Source organism: Streptomyces sp. NPDC096105 (assembly GCF_044763335.1).
In the GTDB taxonomy this organism is placed as follows: Bacteria; Actinomycetota; Actinomycetes; order Streptomycetales; family Streptomycetaceae; genus Streptomyces.
The window spans coordinates 1-21,292 of sequence record NZ_JBIWGC010000018.1; the positions used below are offsets into that span (position 1 = coordinate 1).

General features: G+C 75.5%; 3 protein-coding genes. 1 reads left to right on the forward strand and 2 read right to left on the reverse strand.

From position 1 onward, the window contains the following. A partial coding sequence (locus ACIQ8B_RS24705; protein WP_403549695.1) for an amino acid adenylation domain-containing protein occupies positions 1 to 18,077 on the reverse strand: 18,077 nt, incomplete at its 3' end. A 447-nt stretch (positions 18,078 to 18,524) separates the two neighbouring features. Between ACIQ8B_RS24705 and ACIQ8B_RS24710 the strand changes: the two genes are divergently transcribed. Continuing rightward, positions 18,525 to 20,054, forward strand: a complete 1,530-nt coding sequence (locus ACIQ8B_RS24710) for an MFS transporter (protein WP_403549697.1) — start codon at positions 18,525 to 18,527, stop codon at positions 20,052 to 20,054. Between the two features lie 431 nt (positions 20,055 to 20,485). Here ACIQ8B_RS24710 and ACIQ8B_RS24715 read toward each other — a convergent pair whose 3' ends face one another. Further along, positions 20,486 to 21,250, reverse strand: a complete 765-nt coding sequence (locus tag ACIQ8B_RS24715; protein ID WP_403549699.1) for an NAD(P)H-dependent oxidoreductase — start codon at positions 21,248 to 21,250, stop codon at positions 20,486 to 20,488. Positions 21,251 to 21,292: the final 42 nt, after the last annotated feature.

Genomic DNA, 21,292 nt, shown 5'->3' on the forward strand with positions numbered 1-21,292 from the left:
CCGGCGATGTACAGCTCCCCGGGCGCGCCGGGCGGCACCGGACGCAGCCGGCCGTCGAGCACATAGGCGCGCATGCCGTCGCGGGCGCGGCCGATCGGCACGGCCGACGGGACCGCGTCCCGGTTCTCCATGGTGTGCGCGGTGGCGTACACGGTGATCTCGGTCGGGCCGTACGCGTCGGTGACCACGGTCCGGGGGCAGTGCTCCAGCACCCGGCGCACGGTGGCGGCCGTGACGACGTCGCCGCCGACCATCACCTCGCGGACGCCGGCCAGGCAGCCCGGGTCCTCCTCCGCCACCACGCGGAAGAGTCCGGCCGTCAGCAGGAGCAGGGTGACACCGTGCTCGCCGACCGCCCGCGCGATGACCGCCACGTCCGGGTCACCGGGCGGGGCCACCACGATCTCCCCGCCGTTCAGCAGCGGGACCCACAGCTCGCAGGTGGACGGGTCGAAACCGTACGGCGAGTGCAGCAGCGTCCGGACCGGGCGCCCGGCGTCGAACGCGGTCGTCCAGTGGCGGTCGGCGGCCAGGCTCACCACACCGCGGTGGGTGATCTCCACGCCCTTCGGCTCGCCGGTGGAACCGGAGGTGAACATCACGTAGGCGGCGCTGTCCGGGTGGGGGCGCACGGCGGCCGGAGGGTGGCACGGGTCCTCGTCGGCCACCGTGACGAAGTGGTCGGCGCGAGGCAGCAGGGCGGGTGCCGTGTCATGGTGGGTGCCGTCCGTGACGACGACCGACGCCCCGGTCTGCCGCAGCATCGTGTCCAGCCTGGCCGGGGGGAGGTCGGGAGCGAGGGGCACGTAGACCGCCCCGGCCTTGAGCACTGCGAGGACCGCCGTCACGACGTCCGGCGAGCGCTCCATCAGCAGCGCGACCCGCTCCTCCGGGACGACGCCCAGGGACAGCAGCCGCGCCGCGAGCCGGTCCGCCCGCTCGTCCAGTTCGCGGTACGTGCGCACGCCGCCGTCCCAGCGGACGGCCACGGCCTCCGGCGTCCGCGCCACCTGCGCCGAGAACGCCTCGGCGACGCTCGTCGCGGGTCTCACCGAGTCCGCGTCGACGTCGTTCCAGTCGGTCAGGACGCGGTGCCGCTCCTCGGCCGTGAGGACCTCGACGGTGCCGGCGGTCCGGTGCGGCTCGTCCACGAACGTCCGCAGCACCCGGACGAACCGGTCGGCGAGCACGCGTGCCTCCTCCTCGCCGAACGCGGTGGGCGCGTACTCGATGCGCAGGGACACCCCCTGTTCGTGCGGTGCCGCGAGCAGCATGAGCTGGTAGTGGGCCGCCTCACGGGTCTCCGCGCGGGTGAGGACGAGGGACGTGCCGGTGAGGGCCGTGGCTTTCTCGTCGACCGGGTAGTTCTCGTAGACCATGGCCGAGTCGAACAGGCGGGGCAGTCCGGCGAGACGCTGGATGTCGCTCAGTCCGAGATGCTGGTGGGCCATCAGGTCGGCCTGCTCGTCCTGGAGGCCGCGCAGCAGGTCCTCCAGGGTCCGGTCCTGGTCGAGCCGTGCCCTGACGGGCAGGGTGTTGATGAACAGGCCCGCCATGGTCTCGATGCCGGGTATCTCCGGCGGACGGCCGGAGACCGTCGTGCCGAAGACCACGTCGTCGCGGCCGGTCAGCCGGGACAGCAGCAGCGCCCACGCGCCCTGGAGGACCGTGTTGACGGTGAGCCCGCGGGACCTGGCGTACGTGACGAGGCGGGTGGCCAGGCCCGGCGGGAGCTCAGGGTGCACCCGTTCGGGGCGCGCGGCCGGCGCGGTCCGGTCGGGGGCGGCGGGCGCGGCGAGCGTGGGCTCGTCCACCCCGTCCAGGGCCCGGGCCCAGGCGGTGCGCGCGGCGTCGCGGTCCTGTGCGGCCAGCCAGCTCAGGTAGTCGCCGTAGGGGGCGACCCGGGGCAGCGCGACCGCCACGCCCCCGGCCGCGTACAGGGCGAACAGGTCCCGGGCGAGGACGGGCACCGACCAGCCGTCCAGCAGGATGTGGTGGTGCGTCAGCACGAGCCGGTGGTGCTTGTCGCCGAGGCGGAGCAGCGCGGCCCGCAGCAAGGGCGGGCGCGCGGGGTCGAAGCGCTCGGCGAGCTGCGCGTCCGCGATCCGGTCGCTCTCGGCGGCCTGCTCGGGCTCGGGCAGGGCGCTCAGGTCGGCCGTGAGCCAGGGGAGTCCGGGAGCGCTGACGACCACCTGGACCGGGGTCTCCGTGACGTCGTGGACGAACGCGGCCCGCAGGTTGGCGTGCCGGTCCAGCAGCGCCGTGCAGGCGGCCCGGAGCGCGCCCGCGTCGAGGGGCCCTTCGAGGTCGAGGCAGAGCTGCGGGGTGTAGACGTCGCTCTCGCCGCCGTCGTAGACGGCGTGGAAGAGCAGGCCCTCCTGGAGCGGGGAGAGCGGCAGGACGTCCTCCAGGCCGGGGTAGGCGGCCTCCAGGGTCTCGACCTGCTCCTGGGTGAGCGCCGGCACGAGAGGGAAGTCGGACGGCGTGTGACCGCCGGTCCCGGTGTCCGTGCCCAGGTCCGCGAGGGTCTCCAGCGCCCGCAGCCACCGCTCGGCCAGGTCCCGCACCTCCGCCTCGTCCAGCAGCCCGCCCGCCCACGCGAACGTCGCCGACAGCACCGGACCGTCCGCACCGTCGACCGCGACCGCGTTGACGTCGAGCACGTGCAGCAGCGGTGTCGCCGGATCGGTGCCGGCGCCGAGGCCGTGCGCGTCGTCGGCCACCGTCCAGTCGCCGTTCTCCGAAGCCGACAACGACGTGCCCGTGCGGCCCAGGTAGTTGAAGCCGATCTGCGGCCGGGCGCAGTGCGTCAGGAGCGGGGCCGTCTGCGGGTTGAGGTAGCGCAGCAGTCCGTGGCCGGAGCCCTGGCCGGGCACCCGGCCGAGCTGTTCCTTGGCCTGCTTGGCGGCGCCCACGGGGTCGTCGCCCGTGACGTCGAGCCGTACGGGGTGGACGCGGGTGAACCAGCCCACCGTGCGGGAGAGGTCCACGTCCGGGCGGTCGCCGTCACGTCCGTGGCCCTCCAGGTCGATCAGCACCCCGCCCTCGGCGCCGCCCCCACGGACCTCGCGCCACTGGCGCACGGCGAGGGCCAGCGCACCCAGGAGCACGTCGTTGACGCCGCCGTGGAGGGCCGCCGGGACGGACGACAGCAGCGGGCCCGTGCGCGCCCCCGGCAGTGTCACCGTGAACTGCCGCGCCGTGGCCACCGTGTCCTGCACGGGGTTCAGCGGGCGGCCGCCCAACGGCGGCTCCGGGGCCGCGAACGTGTCCGTCCAGTACGGCAGTTCCTCCAGCAGCGCCGGGTCCTGCGCGCGCTCGCCGAGCAGGGCCGCCCAGCGCCGGAACGACGTGCCCACCGGATCGAGCCGGACCGGCTCACCGGCCGCCACCGACTCCCAGGCCTGCCGCAGGTCCGGCAGCAGGATGCGCCACGACACCCCGTCGACCGCCAGGTGATGCACCACGACCAGCAGCCGGCCGGAGTCCTCCGGCCCCGCGTCGAACCACACCGCCTGCACCATCACGCCCGACTCCGGCGCCAGCCGCGCCACCGCCGCCCGCGCCTCCTGCGCCACGTCGGCACCGGCCGGGGACACGCGGCGCACGCACCGGGCGGCGTCCACGGACCCGCGCTCACCCGCCTCCAGCGCCCAGACCAGTCCGCCCGCCGTGCGGGTCAGCCGCAGCCGCAGGGCGTCGTGGTGGTCGAGCAGTGCCTGCACGGCCGCCGTGAGCCGCTCCTCGCCCAGCCCCGCCGGGACCTGGAGCAGCACCGACTGGTGGAAGGCGTCGACGGGGCCGCGGCGCTCGCGCAGCCGGTGGACGATCGGGGTGAGCTCGACGGGTCCGGTCCCGTCGTCCTCGGCGCGCACGGCCGGCCGGTCGTCCTCGCGCCTGCCGACCCGCGCCAGCTCGGCCACCGTCTGGTGGGTGAAGACGTCGCGCGGGGTGAGGACCAGGCCGGCCCGCCGCGCCCGGCTGACCAGCTGGATCGACATGATGCTGTCGCCGCCCAGCGCGAAGAAGCCGTCGTCCATGCCCACGCTCCGGGCGTCGACGCCGAGCAGCTCGGCGAAGACGCGGCGGAGGGTCTCCTCGTCCGGGGTGCGCGGCGCGCGTCCTCCGTCCGCCGGACCGGCGGGGTCGGGCACGGGGAGAGCCGCGCGGTCCAGCTTGCCGTTGGGTGTGACGGGGAGCGCGTCGAGCACCATGACCTCGGCGGGGACCAGGTACTCGGGCAGGCTGTCGGCGGCCCGGCGGCGCACCTGTCCGCCGTCCAGGGTGCGGCCGGGCTCGGGCACGACGTACCCCACCAGGCGCTTGCCGCCGCCCGCGGGATTCTCATGGGCCACGACCACGGACGCGGACACACCGTCCTGCTCGCCGAGCGCGGCCGCGGCCTCGCCCGGTTCGACGCGTACGCCGCCCACCTTGACCTGGTCGTCGACGCGGCCCAGGTACTCCACCACCCCGTCCTCGGTCCAGCGGGCGAGGTCGCCGGTGCGGTACATCCGGGAGCCGGGCGGGCCGAAGGGGTCGGCGACGAAGCTCTCCGCCGTGGCGCCGGGACGGCCGAGGTAACCGCGGGCCAGCTGGGCACCGGCGATCCACAGCTCGCCCGGGGCGCCCGGCGGTACGGGCTGGAGGGCCGCGTCGAGGACGTACAGGCGGGTGTTGCCGACCGGACGGCCGAGCGGCGGCGGGCCCTCCGGGTCGGCCGGGCAGCGCCACCAGGTGACGTCGATGGTGGCCTCGGTGGGGCCGTACTGGTTGAACAGGGCCACACCCGACGCCCCGAGGGTGCTGTGGAAGCGCCGCACGAGGTCGGCGGGCAGGGCCTCACCGCCCGAGAACACCCGGCGCAGGCCGGTGCACTCGGCGGCGCCCGGCCGGTCGAGGAAGGCACGCAGGACGGTCGGCACGAAGTGCGCGGTGGTGACGGCCCCGTCCCGGATCAGCTCGGCGAGGCGGGCGGGGTCGCGGTGCGCGTCGGGCTCGGCGACGACCACGGCGGCGCCGGTGAGGACCGGCCAGAAGAGCTCCCACACGGAGACGTCGAAGCCGGCCGACGCCTTGTGCAGCACCCGGTCGTCGGACCGGAGGCCGTACTGCTCCTGCATGCCGAACAGGCGGTTGACGACGGCCCGGTGAGGGACGGCGACGCCCTTGGGGCGACCGGTCGAGCCGGAGGTGTGGATGACGTAGGCGGTGCTGTCGGGGTGGGGCGCCGGGAACGCGGCCGCCGGGGACGCGGGCGCCGTCCCGTCGAGGAGCAGCACCGGGACCCGCACGGCGGCGGGCAGCAGGCCGCGCGTCCCGGCCGTGGCCACCACGCACACCGGGTCGGTGTCGGCGAGCAGCAGGGCGACGCGCTCCGCCGGGAGGTCGGGGTCCACCGGCACGTACGCGGCACCGGTACGCAGGACCGCGTGCAGGGCCACGGGCAGGCCCGCCGAGCGCGGGACGAGTACGGCGACGCGGCGCTCCGGTCCGGCCCCGGCCGCGCGCAGGCGGCGGGCGAGGGCGTCGGCGCGGGTGTCGAGCTGCGCGTAGGTGAGCCGGTCGGCGCCGCAGACGACGGCCTCGGCGTGCGGGGTGCGCGCGACGCGGTCGGCGAGGAGTTCGGGGATCGTGGTGGACGGGACGTCCATGGTGGTGTCGTTCCAGTCGGTGAGGACCTGCCGGCGTTCGTCGTCGGCGGTGGTGGCGGCGCGGGACACGGTGAGGTCGGGGTCGTCGGCGAATGACTCCAGCAGCCGGGTCCAGCGCTGGGTGAGCAGCCGTACGGCCGCCGGGGTGAAGAGGTCCGCGCGGTACTCGACGCGGCCGTCGATCCCGTCCGGGACGCCCTCGGGGGTGCGGCGTTCGGCCATGTTGAAGGAGAGCTCGAAGCGGGCGGTGGTGGCGCCGACGCGCATCAGCTCGGTGTCCAGGCCCGGGAGCGCGACGGCGTCGCGGGTGAGTTCGGGCTGGGCGGCCAGCATCACCTGGAACAGCGGGTTGCGGTCCGCCGAGCGGGCCACGCCCAGGTGGTCGACGAGCCGCTCGAAGGGCACGTCCTGGTGGGCGTAGGCGGTGAGGTCGGTCTCCCGCACCCGCCGCAGCAGTTCCCGGAAGTCCGGGTCGCCGCCGGTGTCGGTGCGCAGGACGAGCGTGTTGACGAAGCACCCGACGAGGTCCTCCAGCACCTCGTCGCCGCGTCCGGCCACGGCCGTGCCGAACGGGATGTCCGTCCCCGAGCCGAGGCGGGTCAGCAGGGCGGCGAGGGACGCCTGGAGCGTCATGAAGACGGTGGCGGAGTGCTCGCGGGCCAGCTCCGCCAGGCGGGCGTGGAGCGGCGCGGGGAGACGGAAGGCGTACGAGCCGCCGGGCGCGGCACCGGCGGTGTCACCGGACGCGGCGGCGCGGGGGTCCACGGGCAGGTCGATGCGGTCCGGCAGGTGGGCGAGCTGCTGGCGCCAGTAGGCCAGTTGCCGGGCCGTCACACCGTCCGCACCGTCGTCCGCCAGCAGCTCGTGCTGCCAGAGGCTGTAGTCGGCGTACTGGACGGGCAGGGGCGTCCGGTCGGGAGCCCGCCCCGTCGTACGGCTCCGGTACGCGGCGGACAGATCGGCGGCCAGCGGTCCGAACGACCAGCCGTCGGCGGCGATGTGGTGCAGCACCAGCGCGAGGACGTGGTCGTCCTCACCCAGCTCGAACAGGGTCGCCCGCAGCGGGATGTCGGAGGCGAGGTCGAAGGGCCGCCGCACGGTCCGCTCCAGCGCGGCGGCCAGATCCGCCTCGGCGACCCGGCCGGTCTCCAGGACCGGGCGGGCCCGCTCGGCGCCGGTGTCCAGGATCTCCTGGCGAGGAAGGCCCTCGGCGTCGGGGAAGACCGTACGCAGCACTTCGTGGCGGTCCGTCAGGTCGGTGAGCGCGGCGCGCAGCGCGGGGACGTCGAGACGGCCGCGCAGCCGCAGCACCACCCGCATGTTGTAGGCGTCCGTGGTCCCCTGCGCGAGCTGGTGCAGGAACCACAGGCGTCGCTGGGCGGAGGACAGCGGGATGTCGTCCGGCCGGGCCACGGCGGTGGGCCGGGGCCGGGCCGGGGCGCCGGTGGCGGCGGCGACGTGTTCGGCGAGCTCCGCGACCGTGGGGGCCTCGAAGACGGCGCGGACGGGGAGATCGACGCCGAGCGCGTTGCGCAGGTGGGCGACGAGGCGGGTGGCGAGCAGCGAGTGTCCGCCCAGCTCGAAGAAGCCGTCGTCGATGCCGACGCGTCGGCCGGTGCCCAGGAGCCGCGCGTACAGCCCGCACAGCACTTCCTCGAGCGGTGTGCGCGCCTCGCGACCGCCGTACGCCGCGGAACCGTCGGTGGGGCCGGGGGCGGGCAGGGCGCGGCGGTCCACCTTGCCGTTGGGGGTCAGCGGCAGCCGGTCCAGGACGACGAACGCGGCGGGCACCATGTACCCGGGCAGCCGGGCCGCGGCGTGGCGGCGCAGCTCGGCCGGGGCCAGGGTGCTGCCGGACTCACCGGGACCAGTGGGCTCACCGGACTCCGGGAGGACGTAGGCGACCAGCCGGGGGTCGCCTTCCGGGGTGTCCCGGCGCACGTCCGCGACGGCGCGGGCGACCGCCCCGTGCCCCTCCAGAACCGCCTCGATCTCGCCGAGTTCGACGCGGTGGCCGCGCAGCTTGACCTGGTGGTCGGCGCGGCCGAGGTGGTCCAGGCGGCCGTCCGCGGTCCAGCGGGCCAGGTCGCCGGTGCGGTACATGCGGGTGCCGGGCCCGCCGTACGGGTCGGCGAGGAAACGCTCGGCGGTCGGGCCGGGGCGGCCCGCGTAGCCGCGGGTGACGCCGGGTCCGGCCAGGTAGAGCTCGCCCGGAGTGCCGGCCGGGACCAGGCGCAGGCGGTGGTCCAGGACGTAGGCGCGGACGCCCGGGCGGGGGCGGCCGATCAGGAAGCGGCCGCCGGACCGCAGCGCGCCCGGCTCGTCCACCGCCTGGAAGGTGCTGCTCATGGTGGCCTCGGTGGGCCCGTACTGGTTGACCACCAGCGGGCCCCCGAGAGCGGCCACCCGCTGAAGGTGACCCTCGGTGAGCGCTTCGCCGCACGTCATCACCAGCCGCAGGGAGGGGCGCTCGCCGGCGGGCAGCCGGTCCGCCTCCTCGTTCAGGGCGGTCAGCAGAGACGGTACGACGGACAGCAGCGCGGTGACCCGGTGGCGGCGCAGGGCGCGGACGAGGGCGCGTGCGTCGTTCGCCTCGCCGGGCGGCACCATGACCACGCATCCGCCGGCCGCCAGGGTGCCGAGGATGTCACGGACCGAGGGATCGAAGGACACGGACGCCAGGTTGAGCACGACGTCCTCGGGGCCGAGCCCGGCGACGCCGGACGTCAGGTACGGCACGTAGGCGGCGACCCCGCGGTGCGGCACCACCACCGCCTTGGGCCTGCCGGTGGAGCCCGAGGTGTGGATGACGTAGGCCGGGTGGGCGGGCGTCGGCGGTTCGGCGCTCCCGTCGTCGGTGAGGTCGCCGTCCGGCAGGGCGGACAGCGCGCGTCCGGTGGCCGGGTCGTCGAGCAGGACGGCGGTGCCGCGGGCGTCCTCGGGCAGCGATGCCGACGCCTCGGTGGTGGTCAGCACCGTCACCGGCCGGGCGTCGGCGAGCATGTGCGCGATGCGGTCCGCCGGGTAGCCCGGGTCCACCGGGAGGTACGCCGCGCCGGACTCGACGACCGCGAGCAGGGCCACCACCAGCTCCGGGGAGCGGGGCACCGCGACGGCGACGGTCCGCTCGGGGCGGGCGCCCCGGGCGACGAGCAGACGGGCCAGGCGGTTCGCGCGGGCACGCAGCTCCCGGCGGGTGAGCCGCTCGTCGCCGAAGAGGACCGCGGGCGTGTCGGAGCCGGTGGCCGTCCGGTCGCGGAGAATGCCGGTGACGGTGCCGGCCGCCGTGGCCTCGTCCCCGTCCGGTGCCCCCTGCCACGCGGTCAGCAGGCGGCCGCGTTCGCGCGGGGTGAGGATCCCGGCGTGTCCGGCGGGCCGGTCGAAGCCCTCGCCGAACTCCTCGAAGAGCCGCACCAGCCGGTCCATCAGCGTGTGGGCGGCCTCCCGGTCGTAGACGGAGGTGTGGTAGCCGAGGGTGAGGTGCATCCGTTCGCCGGGGGCGGCCAGGAGGCGCAGCGGGTAGCTCGTGGCCACGCCGCCGTCCACGGCGGAGACACGGACGCCGTCCGCCGGCCGGAACGCGTCCGGTTCCAACGGGAAGTTGAGGAACACCACCATCGTGTCGGCGAGCGTCGAGGCGGCGTCGGCCTGCCGCTGGATCTCCGGCAGTCCGAGGTGCTGGTGGGCGGCGAGGCGGGACTGCTCCTCCTGCAGCCGGCGCAGGACGGCGGCCGCAGGCCGCGCCGGATCGAGGCGGACCCGCACCGGGACGGTGCTGAGGAACAGACCGATGACGGACTCCACGTCCTCGACGTCGGCCGGACGGCCGGCGCTGGGTGCGTCGAGGACGACGTCGTCGCGGCCCGTCAGCGCGCCGATCAAGGTGGCCCACACGCCCTGCACCAGGGTGGCCGGGGTCAGGTCGTGGCGGCGGCAGTGCGCGGCCAGGCGGGCGGTGAGGTCCGGGGGCAGCAGCCGTTCGACGACCTCGTGTCCGGGTGCGCCGGCCGCGTGGCCGTCCGTCCGGCTGCCGGTCACCGGCACCACGAGGGTGGGCTCGGCGCCGTCGAGCGCCTGCCGCCACGCCTGCCGGGCGGCGTCCTTGTCCTGCCGGGCGAGCCAGGCCAGGTACCGCCGGAACTGGGGCGCCGGGGGCAGCGGGGCCGGCTCCGCGTAGGCGGTCAGCAGCTCGTTCAGCAGCAGCGGCTGCGACCAGCCGTCGAGCAGGAGGTGGTGGTAGGTCACGATCATCGTGTGCCGGTGCGGGGCCAGCCGGGCCAGCGCCACCCGCAGCAGCGGCGGCCGGGCCGGGTCGAACGGGGCCGTCCGTTCCCGGGCCCGCAGCACGGTGAGGCGGGACTCCCGCTCCGCCTCACCGGCCGCGGACAGATCCGTCTCCCGCCAGGGCAGGTCCACCGTGCCGGGGACGACCTGCACGAGGCCCGCGTCCGCGTCGTGCACGAAGGCGGCGCGCAGGCTGTCGTGCCGGGCCAGCACCCGGGCCCAGGCGGCACGCAGCCGGACCGGGTCGAGGGGGCCGTCGAGCGTGAGCGCCAGCTGGACGGTGTAGTCGTCCGCCCGGTCCGGGCCGTCCTCACCCGCCGCCGACGGGGTGCGCGGGGCGGCCAGGGACTCGAAGAGCAGGCCCTCCTGCAACGGTGTGAGGGGCAGGATCTCCGCCGGGCCCGGGTACGGGGCGGTCAGCCGCTCCCGTACCGGCGCGGGTACGGGCACCAGGTCCTCCTCGCGGGCCTCGCCCCGCGGCTCCGCCGGGTCCGCGGCCCGCGCCACGCCGGCGAGCGCGGCGACGGTGGGGTGCGCGAAGACGTCACGGACGGCCAGGACGACGCCCGCCCGGCGTGCGGCGCCCACCAGCCGCATGGCCAGCACGCTGTCGCCGCCCAGCGCGAAGAAGCTGTCGTCGATGCCCACGTGCGGAAGGCCCAGCAGCTCGGCGAAGGCGGCGCACAGGGCCCGCTCGGTCGCGTCGCGCGGTGCCCGGCTGTCCGGTGCGGCCGCGAAGTCGGGCGCCGGGAGGGCGGCACGGTCGAGCTTGCCGTTCGCGGTGAGCGGCAGTTCCGCCAGCACCACGAAGGCCGCGGGCACGAGGGCCTCGGGCAGGGTGCGTTCGGCGAGGGCGCGCAGTGCGGCCGGGAGCGCGGCGAGGTGGCGTGCGAGTCCCGGCTCGTTGGTGAGCCGTGCCGGGGCCGTGACGGATTCCGGTGCGGGGCGATAGGCGCACAGCACTTCACCGGACCCGGCGTCCGACGCGTCCGCGCGCCGGAAGACCGCGTCGACCGCGCCGGGGCCGGTGACCGACGGCGCGACGGCGACGCGGTAGCCGAGTTCCTCGGCGAGGGCGTACAGGTCCTCGGGGTCCACCGCGCCGGGCACGGGGACGTCGTCCGCCAGGAGGCGTGCGGCGAGGGCCGGTTCGGTTCCCTCGTCCAGCCGGCGGGCCGCCAGGGCCTGCCGGGCGGTGCGTTCGTCGGGGATGCCCGACAGCCGCAGCCACGCCGGGCGGGCCGCGGACAGGGTGTGCCGCAGCCTGTCCGGAGGTGTTTCGTCACCGGCCTCGGGAGGACCGGCCGGAGACGCCGCCGGGGCCGTGTGCAGGACGACGTCGTAGCGGTAGCGGCTGAGTTCGTTGCGGTAACGGCCCCGCTTCACCTGGACGTCCGAGGCGGTGAAGGGGGTGCCCGCGCCGGTCCGCGCGGTGAACCAGGCGGGGTCGACGAGGAGTTCGTTCTCGTTCAGCAGGGCCCGGCCGATGGAGCGGCGCAGCGCCGCCGTACTGGTGTGCCGGCCCGGAGCGAGGCGGACGAGGTGCTTCTCCGTCTCGAACACGCGGGCGGCCCGCAGGTCCCGTACGTCACCGACGAAGATGCGGCCGCCGGGCGCCAGCAGCGGCGTGACGGCGTCGATCACCCGGTCCAGGTAGTCGGCGTCCGGGAAGTACTGGATCACCGAGTTGAGGACGACGGTGTCGAAGTACCCGGCGGGCAGGCCCCCGGTGTCGTCCGCCGCCCGGTGCCGCAGGGTCACCCGGCCGGCGAGGTGGTCCGGCATCCGGCCGCGCAGGGTGTCGATCACCGCGGCGGAGAAGTCGGTGGCCCAATAGGCCTCGGTGTCCCCGGCGAGCCGCGACAGCAGCAGGCCCGCGCCGACGCCGATCTCCAGCAGGCGCACGGGACGCAGCGCGCGGATCCGCTCGACGGTCGCGTCCCGCCAGCGGCTCATCTCCTTGAGCGGGAGGGGCCGGCCGTCGTAGCTGCTGTCCCAGGTGGAGAAGTCCTCACCGAAGGCGGCGGTGAGGTCTTCCTCGCCCGGTGCGCCGGGCGTGCCCGGTGCCCGGCCGGGCGCGTAGGCGGACTCCCAGACGGCCTGCCACTCCCGCACCTGCTCGGACGTGGCGGGCCCGGGCGCGGACGCGGAGCGCCCTCGGACGTCCGGTACGACATAGGCGGTGAGCTGCCTGCGGCCCGGCTCCTCCTCCCGCACGGTCACCACGGCCCGGCCCACCGCCGGGTGCGTGCCGAGCACCGCCTCGATCTCGCCGGGTTCGACCCGCACTCCGCGGATCTTGACCTGGTGGTCGGTGCGGCCCAGGTACTCCAGCGTGCCGTCACCGCGCCACCGCGCCAGGTCGCCGGTGCGGTACATCCGGCTGCCCGCGGGGCCGAAGGGGTCGGCGACGAAACGGAGCGCGGTCGTGCCGGGCCGGGCCGGGTAGCCGCGGGCGAGCTGGCGTCCCGCCAGGTACAACTCGCCCGCCACACCCGGGGCGACCGGCCGGAGCGCCGCGTCGAGCACGTACACGCGGGTGTTGTCCACCGGAGCGCCGATGGGCACCGTGCCCGTCCACGCGGGGAGGCACTGCCACCGTGTGACGTCGATGGCCGCCTCGGTGGGCCCGTACAGGTTGAACAGCGGGACGCCGAGGAGGGCGAGGGACGCGTCGGCGAGGCCGGCCGGGAGTGCCTCGCCGCTGCAGATCACGCGCCGCAGCCGGAACCCGGCCGCGGCGGGCCCGTCGACGGAGTCGAGGAACACACGGAGCATCGACGGCACGAAGTGCACCGTCGTCACCCCGTGGTTCCCGACGGCGCCCGCCAGGTAGTGCGGATCGCGGTGCCCGCCGGGGCGTGCCACGACCACCGCGGCGCCCGTGGTCAGCGGCCAGAGCAGCTCCCACACGGACACGTCGAACCCGACGGGTGTCTTGTGCAGCACCCGGTCGTCGGCGGTCAGCGTGAACTCCCGCTGCATGCCCAGCACCCGGTTGGCGATGGCCTCGTGGGAGACGACGACGCCCTTCGGGCGGCCGGTCGAGCCCGAGGTGAAGATCATGTACGCGGCCGAGCCGGGTGCCACGGGGACCGGAGCGGTGCGGGCGGCGCCGGTGCCGACGGGGGCGTCGGCGCCGAGGAGGACGGTGTCCGGGCCGTCGAGGCGGGGGAACCGCTCGGCGAGGTCGCGCGTGGTGAGGGTGCAGGCCGGGGCCGCGTCGTCCAGCAGCAGTCCGATCCGCTCCGCCGGCAGCTCCGGGTCCACCGGCACGTACACGCCGCCCGCGCGCAGCACGGCGTGCACGGCGACGAGCAGGTCCGCCGAGCGCGGCAGGGCGACGGCGACCCGGGTCTCGGGCGCCACGCCCCGCTCGCGCAGCCGTGCCGCGAGTGCCGCCACCCGGGCGTCGAACCGGGCGTACGTCAACTCCTCGCCACCGGCCCCGCCGTCCGCGTACACCACGGCGGTCGCGTCGGGCGTCGCCGCCGCTTGCGCCGCGACCAGCTCGGGCACCGACACGGGCGGCACCGGCACGGCGGTGTCGTTCCACTCGGCCAGCACCTGCCGCCGCTCCTCCGGGAGGAGCACGTCGACGGCACCGACGGTGCGGGCGGGGTCGGCGGCCAGCGCCTCCAGCAGCCGCACCAGCCGTGCGCCGACGCGGGTGATGCCGTCGGGCGTGAAGACGCCGGTGCGGTAGCCGAACCGCAGGCTGAGCCCGGCGTCCTCCGGCACCACCAGCAGCGTCAGCGGATAGTGGGTGCCCGCGTGGACGTGCGGGTCGGTGACGGCGAGGCCGGGACCCGGCCGGAAGGTGGCCGGGTCGACGGGGAAGTTCTCGAAGGTCAGTACGGTGTCGAAGAGCCGGTCCAGGCCGGTGAGGCGGGTGATGTCCGGCAGGCCCAGGTGTGCGGCGGCCGCGCGGCGCGACTGCCGGCGCTGCATCCCGCGCAGCATGTCCCGCAGGTCGTCCGCCGGACGCAGTTGTACGCGCACGGGAACGGTGTCGACGAACAGGCCGACCATCGACTCGGCCCCGTCGACCTCGGCCGGACGGCTGGCGACCGTGGTGCCGAACACGACGTCGTCGCGCCCGGTCAGCCCGGCGAGGAGGAGTGCCCACGCGCCCTGGACGACGGTGTTGAGGGTGAGCCCGTGCGCGGCGGCCAGGTCCCGCAGGGCGTCGGTGGTGCCGGTGGGCAGGTCGACGGTGTGGCGGCCCTGGGACGGCTCCGCCTCCGCCGCGGCGTCCGGCACGAGGAGCGTCGGCGCGTCCAGTCCGTCGAGCTCGGCGCGCCACGCGGCGCGGGCCGCGTCACGGTCCTGCCGCCCGAGCCAGGACAGGTACGTGCGCGGCGGGGCCGCCGGCGGCAGGGGCTCGCCGTGGTAGAGGGCGAACAGCTCACGGCCCAGCAGGGGCAGTGACCAGCCGTCGAGCAGCATGTGGTGGTGGGTGAAGAGCACGGCGTGCCGTTCGGGGGCGAGCCGTACCAGGGCGACGCGCAGCAGCGGGGGACGCGCCAGGTCGAAGCGTCCGGCCCGTTCCCCGGCGGCCACCTGCCGCAGCCGCCGGTCCTGTTCCCGGGGGCCGGCGGCCGTCGGCGGCCCGGTGAGGTCGACGTCGCGCCAGGGGAGTTCGACGTCGTCGAGCACCACCTGCGCCGGCACGTCGGTGGTGTCGGCGACGAACGCCGAGCGCAGCACGGGGTGCCGGCGCAGCAGGGCCTGCCAGGCGCCGCGCAGCCGGGTCCCGTCCAGCGGACCCTCGACCGTGAAGCCGAGCTGCACGGTGTAGTCGTCGTCCCCGGCGTTCTGCGCATCGTGCAGGGACTGGAACAGCAGACCCTGTTGCACGGGGGAGAGGGGCAGGACGTCCGAGAAGGACGGATAGCGGGCCCGCAGGCGCCCGAGGTCGTCCTCGTCGAAAGCGGACGGGGCGGCGTCCTGCGCGGGAGCCGCGTGACCCGTGCCGCTGCCCTGCGGAACCGCGACGGCGGACAGGTCCGCCACGGTCGGGTGCTCGAACACGTCGCGCAGGGTGAGGGCCAGCCCTTCGCGGCGTGCGGCGGCGACCAGGCGCATCACCGAGACGCTGTCACCGCCGAGGGCGAAGAAGTCGTCGTCGATGCTCACGCCGGACGGCGTGTCGAGCAGGTCGGCGCAGAGCCGGCAGAGGGTCTCCTCCACCGCGTTCCGGGGCGCCCGGCCGGCGTCGGCGGCGGTCGCCGCCGGGGCGGGCAGCGCGGCCCGGTCGAGCTTGCCGTTCGCCGTCAGGGGCAGCTGCGGGAGGGCCACGAAGGCCGCGGGCACCATGTACGGGGGCAGGCGCCGGGCCAGCGCCTCGGCCAGCTCCCGGTCGCCTGCCACGGGCTGCGCACCCGGGACGAAGTACGCGGTCAGCTGCCGCCGGCCCGGCGTGTCCTCGCGGAGCACGACCGCGGCGCGGGCCACGCCCGGCTGTTCCGCCAGCACGGCCTCGATCTCGCCCGGCTCGATGCGGAACCCGCGCACCTTGACCTGCTGGTCCGCCCGGCCCGTGCAGACCAGCCGGCCGTCCGGCGTCCAGTGTGCGAGGTCGCCGGTGCGGTACATCCGGGTGCCGGGCGCGCCGAAGGGGTCGGCCACGAAGCGTTCGGCGGTCAGGCCGGGCCGCTGTGCGTACCCGCGTGCCAGTCCGGCGCCGGCGATGTACAACTCGCCCACCACGCCGGGCGGTACGGGCTGCATGGCCCGGTCGAGGACGTACACCGCCGTGCCGGTGATCGGCCGTCCGATGGTGGCCGGCGCCGATGCCGCGGCGTCGGAGTCCTCGGGCGACAGCTCCGCCGCGGTCGACCAGACCGTCGTCTCCGTGGGGCCGTAGACGTTGGTCACCGACGCGGCGGACGCGAGGAGTTCACGGGCCAGCGCGGCCGGCAGCGCCTCGCCGCCGACCAGGACGCGGACACCGCCGAGGACGGGTGCGACCTCGGCGGCCACCGCCTGCCAGAGACTCGGCGTCGCCTGCATCACCGACACCCGCTCGGCCGCCAGCAGCTGCCGCAGCCGCGCGGGGTCGCGTACCTCGTCGGCCCCGGCCACCACCACGGCGGCCCCGGCCACCAGGGGCGCGAGCAGTTCCAGGTTGGCGATGTCGAAGCCCAGCGTGGTCACGGCGAGCAGGCGGTCACCCGGGCCCAGTCCGGCCCGCCCGGCCATGTCCAGCAGCAGGTTGCCGAGGCCCGACCGGGGGACGACGACGCCCTTGGGCCGTCCCGTGGACCCCGAGGTGAAGATGACGTACGCGGCGGCCGATCCGTGCACCGCGGCGGGGAGCACGCCCTGCGGCTCCTGGGGCCGTTGCTGCCCGTCGGTCAGGACGCGTCGCGGGCCGCTCGGCACCCGCTCGGCCAGTGCGGCCGTCGTCAGGACGACGGCCGGGCGCGCCTCGGCCACCATGAGCTCCAGCCGTCCGGCCGGATGCGACAGGTCCAGCGGCAGATAGGCGGCGCCGGATCGCAGGACGGCCAGCACACCGGCCACCAGGTCCGCCGAACGCGGCAGCGCCAGCGCCACGCGGTCCTCCGGGCCCACCCCGTGACCGGCCAGGACGCCGGCCAGACGGGTCGCCCGGGCGACCAGTTCGCGGTACGTCAGGGTTTCCGGGCCGGCGGTGACCGCGACGACGTCCGGCGTCCGGGCCGCCTGGGCCGCGACCAGCTGCCACGGGTCGCCCGCCGGATCGCTCACCAGGGCGGGCGCGGGAACGGCGCGGTCGTCGGCGTTCCCGGGACCGGACCAGTCGCCCAGCACCCGCCGCCGCTCGTCCTCGTCGAGCAGGTCACCGTGGCCGATGGGCCGCGCGGCGGCGTCGTCCCCCTTGGTGAGCCGTTCCAGCAGCCGCAGGAACCGCCCGTGGTGTCCGGCCAGTTCACCGTCCGAGTACAGGGCGGGGTTGCCGTCGACGACGACCTTGATGGCGCCGCGCTGTCCTGGGCGTCCGCCGTAGCTGGCGATCGACAGGTCGGCCACCGGCCCGACGGCCAGGCTGTGCAGGGACCCGGGCAGACCGCCGAAGGAGAAGTCCTGGCCGAACGGCATGACGTTGACGACCGGCCCGTAGAGCCGGCCGCCCGCGGAGAGGCCGAGGTCGCGGGCGAGGTCCGCCTCCGGGTAGCGCTGATGCCGTACCGCGTCCTTCATCTCGGCCGCGACCCGGGCGGTCAGCTCGCCGTAGGTCAGGCCGGGATCCACCCTCAGGCGCAGCGGGACCACGTTGGACACCATGCCGGGGACGGCGTCCGAGGCGGACCCGGTGCGCGCGGTGACCGGGAAGCCCAGCACCAGGTCGTCCGCCCCGGTCATCCGGTGCAGGTAGGCGGCGGCGCCCGCGACGAAAGCGGCCGGCCAGCTCGACCGGGCGGTCCGCGCGACCGCCCGCATCCCCGATTCGGCCTCCCCGCTCAGGTACGCGGTGCGCCGGTGCGCCGGGGCGCAGGGCGGCGCCGACCGTTCCACGAGAGCGGCCGGCGCGGGCCGGCCGGCCATCCGCTCCCGCCAGTACGCCCGGTCGGCGCGGAAGTCGTCCGAGGCCCGGTAGGCCGTCTGCTCGTCCAGCAGTTCACGGAACGGGCGCAACACCCCCTCCGCGGGATCGCGCCCTTCCAGGAGAGCGGTGTAGATGGCCGCGGCGCGCCGCACGGCGATGCCGGCGCCGGCCCCGTCGCTGATCACATGGTGGACGCCGGAGTACCACCAGTGGCGCTGCTCGGCGACGCGGATCACCGCGCTGGTGAGGTTCGGGGGGTGGCCGACACGGCGCGGGCGCGCCATGTCGGCCGTCATCCAGCGGTGCGCGGCGGCCTCGGGGTCGGCCTCGGCGGACACGTCGACGAAGAGCTGCTCCCACGCGTCGTCCGGCTCGGCCCACTGGCGCAGTTCGCCCTCGTGCTCCCGGATCCGGACGCGGAACCCCTCGGCCTCGTCCAGGAAGCGGCGCGTGGCCTCGGCCAGCAGCGCGACGTCGAGGGGGCCGGCGATGTCGACGTAGATGCCGAGGTTGTAGGCACGGCTGTCCGGGGCCAGTTGCTGGCCGAACCACATACCCGACTGTCCAGGGGTCAGCGGCAGGCCACGAAGGTGGTCGTCTTGCACGTACGTACTCCCAGGCGCATACGAGGGGGGTGAGCGGCGAGCGTGGTGCGACGGCGGTATCGGTCCGGGAAGGGCCTGGTGACCACGGCGTTCGCCGCGCCGGCCGACCGCGATCCGGAATGATCGACTGCCGATCCGGTGTCTAGCACGGCGAGTTGACCGTCCGGGGTGTCCGCCGGCCCGAAATGATCTTTGGGTGAACTGCCCCGCTCGGAGCGGTGGGCACGGAGCCCGCCGCCGGGTGGAGGAACCGGGGGTTCCGCCCACGGCACGTCCACGGCATTCACCCCGGCATCACCCGTGCGAGCCGCCTGTTCACCCAGCTGAACTCTTCCCCAACTGCGGTGACACGTACGGCGCGTGCGGCGTCCCGTGCCCTCACGGCCGGATGCCATCATCCAGCCGTCACGGCGTCTCTCCGTGACCCCGCAGACCCCGAGGATCCCCATGGCACAGCCCGCCGCCCCGCTCGTGAGCGCGGTGGACAAGAGCGCCGTACGGACGCGCCGAGCGCTCCGCGCCCTGCTGCTCGGCCTCTTCGCCGGCCTGCTGTCCAGCACGGTGGTCGTCACCGCGCTGCCGCGCGTCGTCGCCGACCTGGACGGCGGTCAGGCCGCCTTCACGTGGGTCGTCGCGGCCACGATGGTGGCCTCGACGCTCAGTCTGCCGCTGTGGGGGAAGCTCGCCGACCGCGCCGACCGCAAGACGCTGGTCCAGATCTCACTGGGCCTGTTCGCCCTGGGATCGGCCTGGTGCGCGCTCGCGGGCGACGTCGGGCAGTTGATCGCCGGGCGGGCGGTGCAGGGGCTGGGAGCCGGCGGGGTGAACGCGCTGGCCCAGGTGATCGTGGCCGCGCTGGTCCCGCCACGGGAGCGCGGCCGGTACAACGGCCGCATCACGCTGGTCATGACGGCCGGAACGGTCGCCGGCCCCCCGCTCGGCGGTGTGCTGGCCGACACTCCGGGGGTGGGCTGGCGCGCCTGCTTCCATCTGGGCGTGCTCCTCGCGGCCGGCGCCGCCCTCACCCTCCACCGCACGCTGCGGCTGCCCGACTCCGGGCGCACGTCGCGCGGGCCGCGTCCCGACCTGTGGGGTGCGGCCCTGCTCACCGCGACGGTCGGGGCTCTCCTCCTCGCCGTCACCTGGGCCGGCAACGGCGTGCCATGGGTGTCCTGGCCGGTGACGGGAACGGCCTGTGCCGTGCCCGTCCTCGCCGCGCTGTTCGTCCGGCGGCAGTCACGGGCCGTCGACCCGCTGCTGCCGCCACGCCTGCTGCGGGACCGCACCGTCGCGCTGTCGGCACTGGCCGGCTTCGCGGTCGGCCCGGCGCTGTTCGCTGCTCCCGCCCTGCTGGCCCAGTACTTCCAGGTCGCCCGGGCGCAGTCGCCGGCCGTGTCGGGACTGCTGACCCTGCCGATGATCGCCGGCCTGCTGTCCGGGTCCGTCGTCTCCGGCCGGCTCATCAGTGCGCGGGGCCGCTGGAAACTCCCCCTGGTCTCGGGGGCCCTGCTGCTCGTCCTCGGCTTCTCCGTCATGGGCGCCGCGGGGGCCCGTACGCCACTGCTCCTGGTGGGCGCCGCCCTGTTCGCGGGAGGCTCCGGCGTCGGCGTCGTCTCGCAGAACCTCGTGCCGATCGCCCAGAACGCGGCGCCCCCCGACGACCTCGGCGCCGTCACCTCCTTCGTGATCCTCTCCCGCAGCCTCGGCGGTGTGCTCGGCCTCGCCGCCCTCGGCTCCCTGCTGACCGCCCGCGTGGACGCCCTCGCCGCCGCGCACGCCCCGGCCGGGACCGGACTCGACGGCGGCCTGCCGGACCTGCGCGCGCTGGGTCCCCCGGCCGTGGACAGCGTCCGGACGGTGTACGGCCAGGCCTTCGGCGACGTGTTCACCGCCGCCGTACCCTTCGCCCTGCTCGCACTGGCCGCCGTCCTGCTGCTGCGGGAGGCGCCTCTGCGCCCGACCCTCGACGAGCACTGAGCGCGGGGCGCCGACTGCCCTCCGGCTGCCCGCCGCGGCCTTCCAGCCGGCCGGGAACCGGCATCGTGTCGCTACGCCCCCATTCCGCGTCACTCATGCCGGACGGATACCTCGGCCGCCTGTACGGCCGGTTCCCGGCGTTCCCGAACCGGTGAGCGAGGCGATCACACATCGCCGGGTGCCGGGTGGGACGACCGCGATGCCGACACGAGGAACTGGAGCACCAGGGGCCTCCTGTTGCCCGGTGGATTTCGACACCCTCGAACTGTGCGGAAGCACCCGCTTTCCCGCTCAGCCGGCCAGGCGGCCTCACGTTCTCCGACGGCCTGCGGCCGACGGCCGGTTGATCGCGGCCGTCGGCTGGTGCCGATCCCAGTAGCTGAGCGAGACCGTCCTCACGCGCGGGCCGCCATTCCCCTGGTGTGCCGGTGTCAGGCCACGTGCGCTCCCAGACCGGTCAGCCCCGGTGCCACGTCCGGTCGCAGCACGAGGTCGTGGCCGTAGTCTCCGCCGTTCTGCGGTCGGTACGCGATCGGCTCGGTCGTCGGAATCGCGAGCAGGCGCTCGCGCAGTTCCTCGGCCGCCGCCTCGCCCTCCTCGGGCGTGAACCGGTCGGCACCCGTGATCAGCACCGGGGGCAGCACCTCCGCGCCCGCGTAGAACAGGGTGCCGTGCTGCAGCGGGAACAGCAGCTCGTCGACGGATCCGTGAATGCCCCGCTCACCGTAGAGCCCTGCCGGCCCGCCCATGGTCACAACCGTCATCGCACGCTTGCCCGCGAGGAACCCGTCCCCGTAGCCGATCCACTCGCCGTTCGGACCGCGCAACCCGTATGCGAAGCCCTGGTGCCACACCCGGTCGAACCAGCCCTTGAGGATGGCGGGCATTCCGAACCACCACATCGGGAACTGGACCACGATGGTGTCTGCCCGGTTGATCTTTTCCTGCTCGGCTCGGATGTCGGCGCTCAGCGCGCCGCTCTCGTACGCCTGCTTCGCAGCGGCAGCGACCTGGAACCGCTTCGCCGGGGGGTGGGTGTAGTCGGCGGTGTCGACGACGGGGTTCCAGCCCATTGCGTACAGGTCCGACACCTCGACCTGGTGACCTTCAGCGCGGAGCGCGCGCTGTCCCTCCGCGGCGAGGTAGCTGTTGAGCGAGCGGGGTTCGGGGTGGGCAAGAATCCAAAGAACGTTCATGACGTCGATGGTGACCGTGCGGCACCGCCACGACGACTGGCC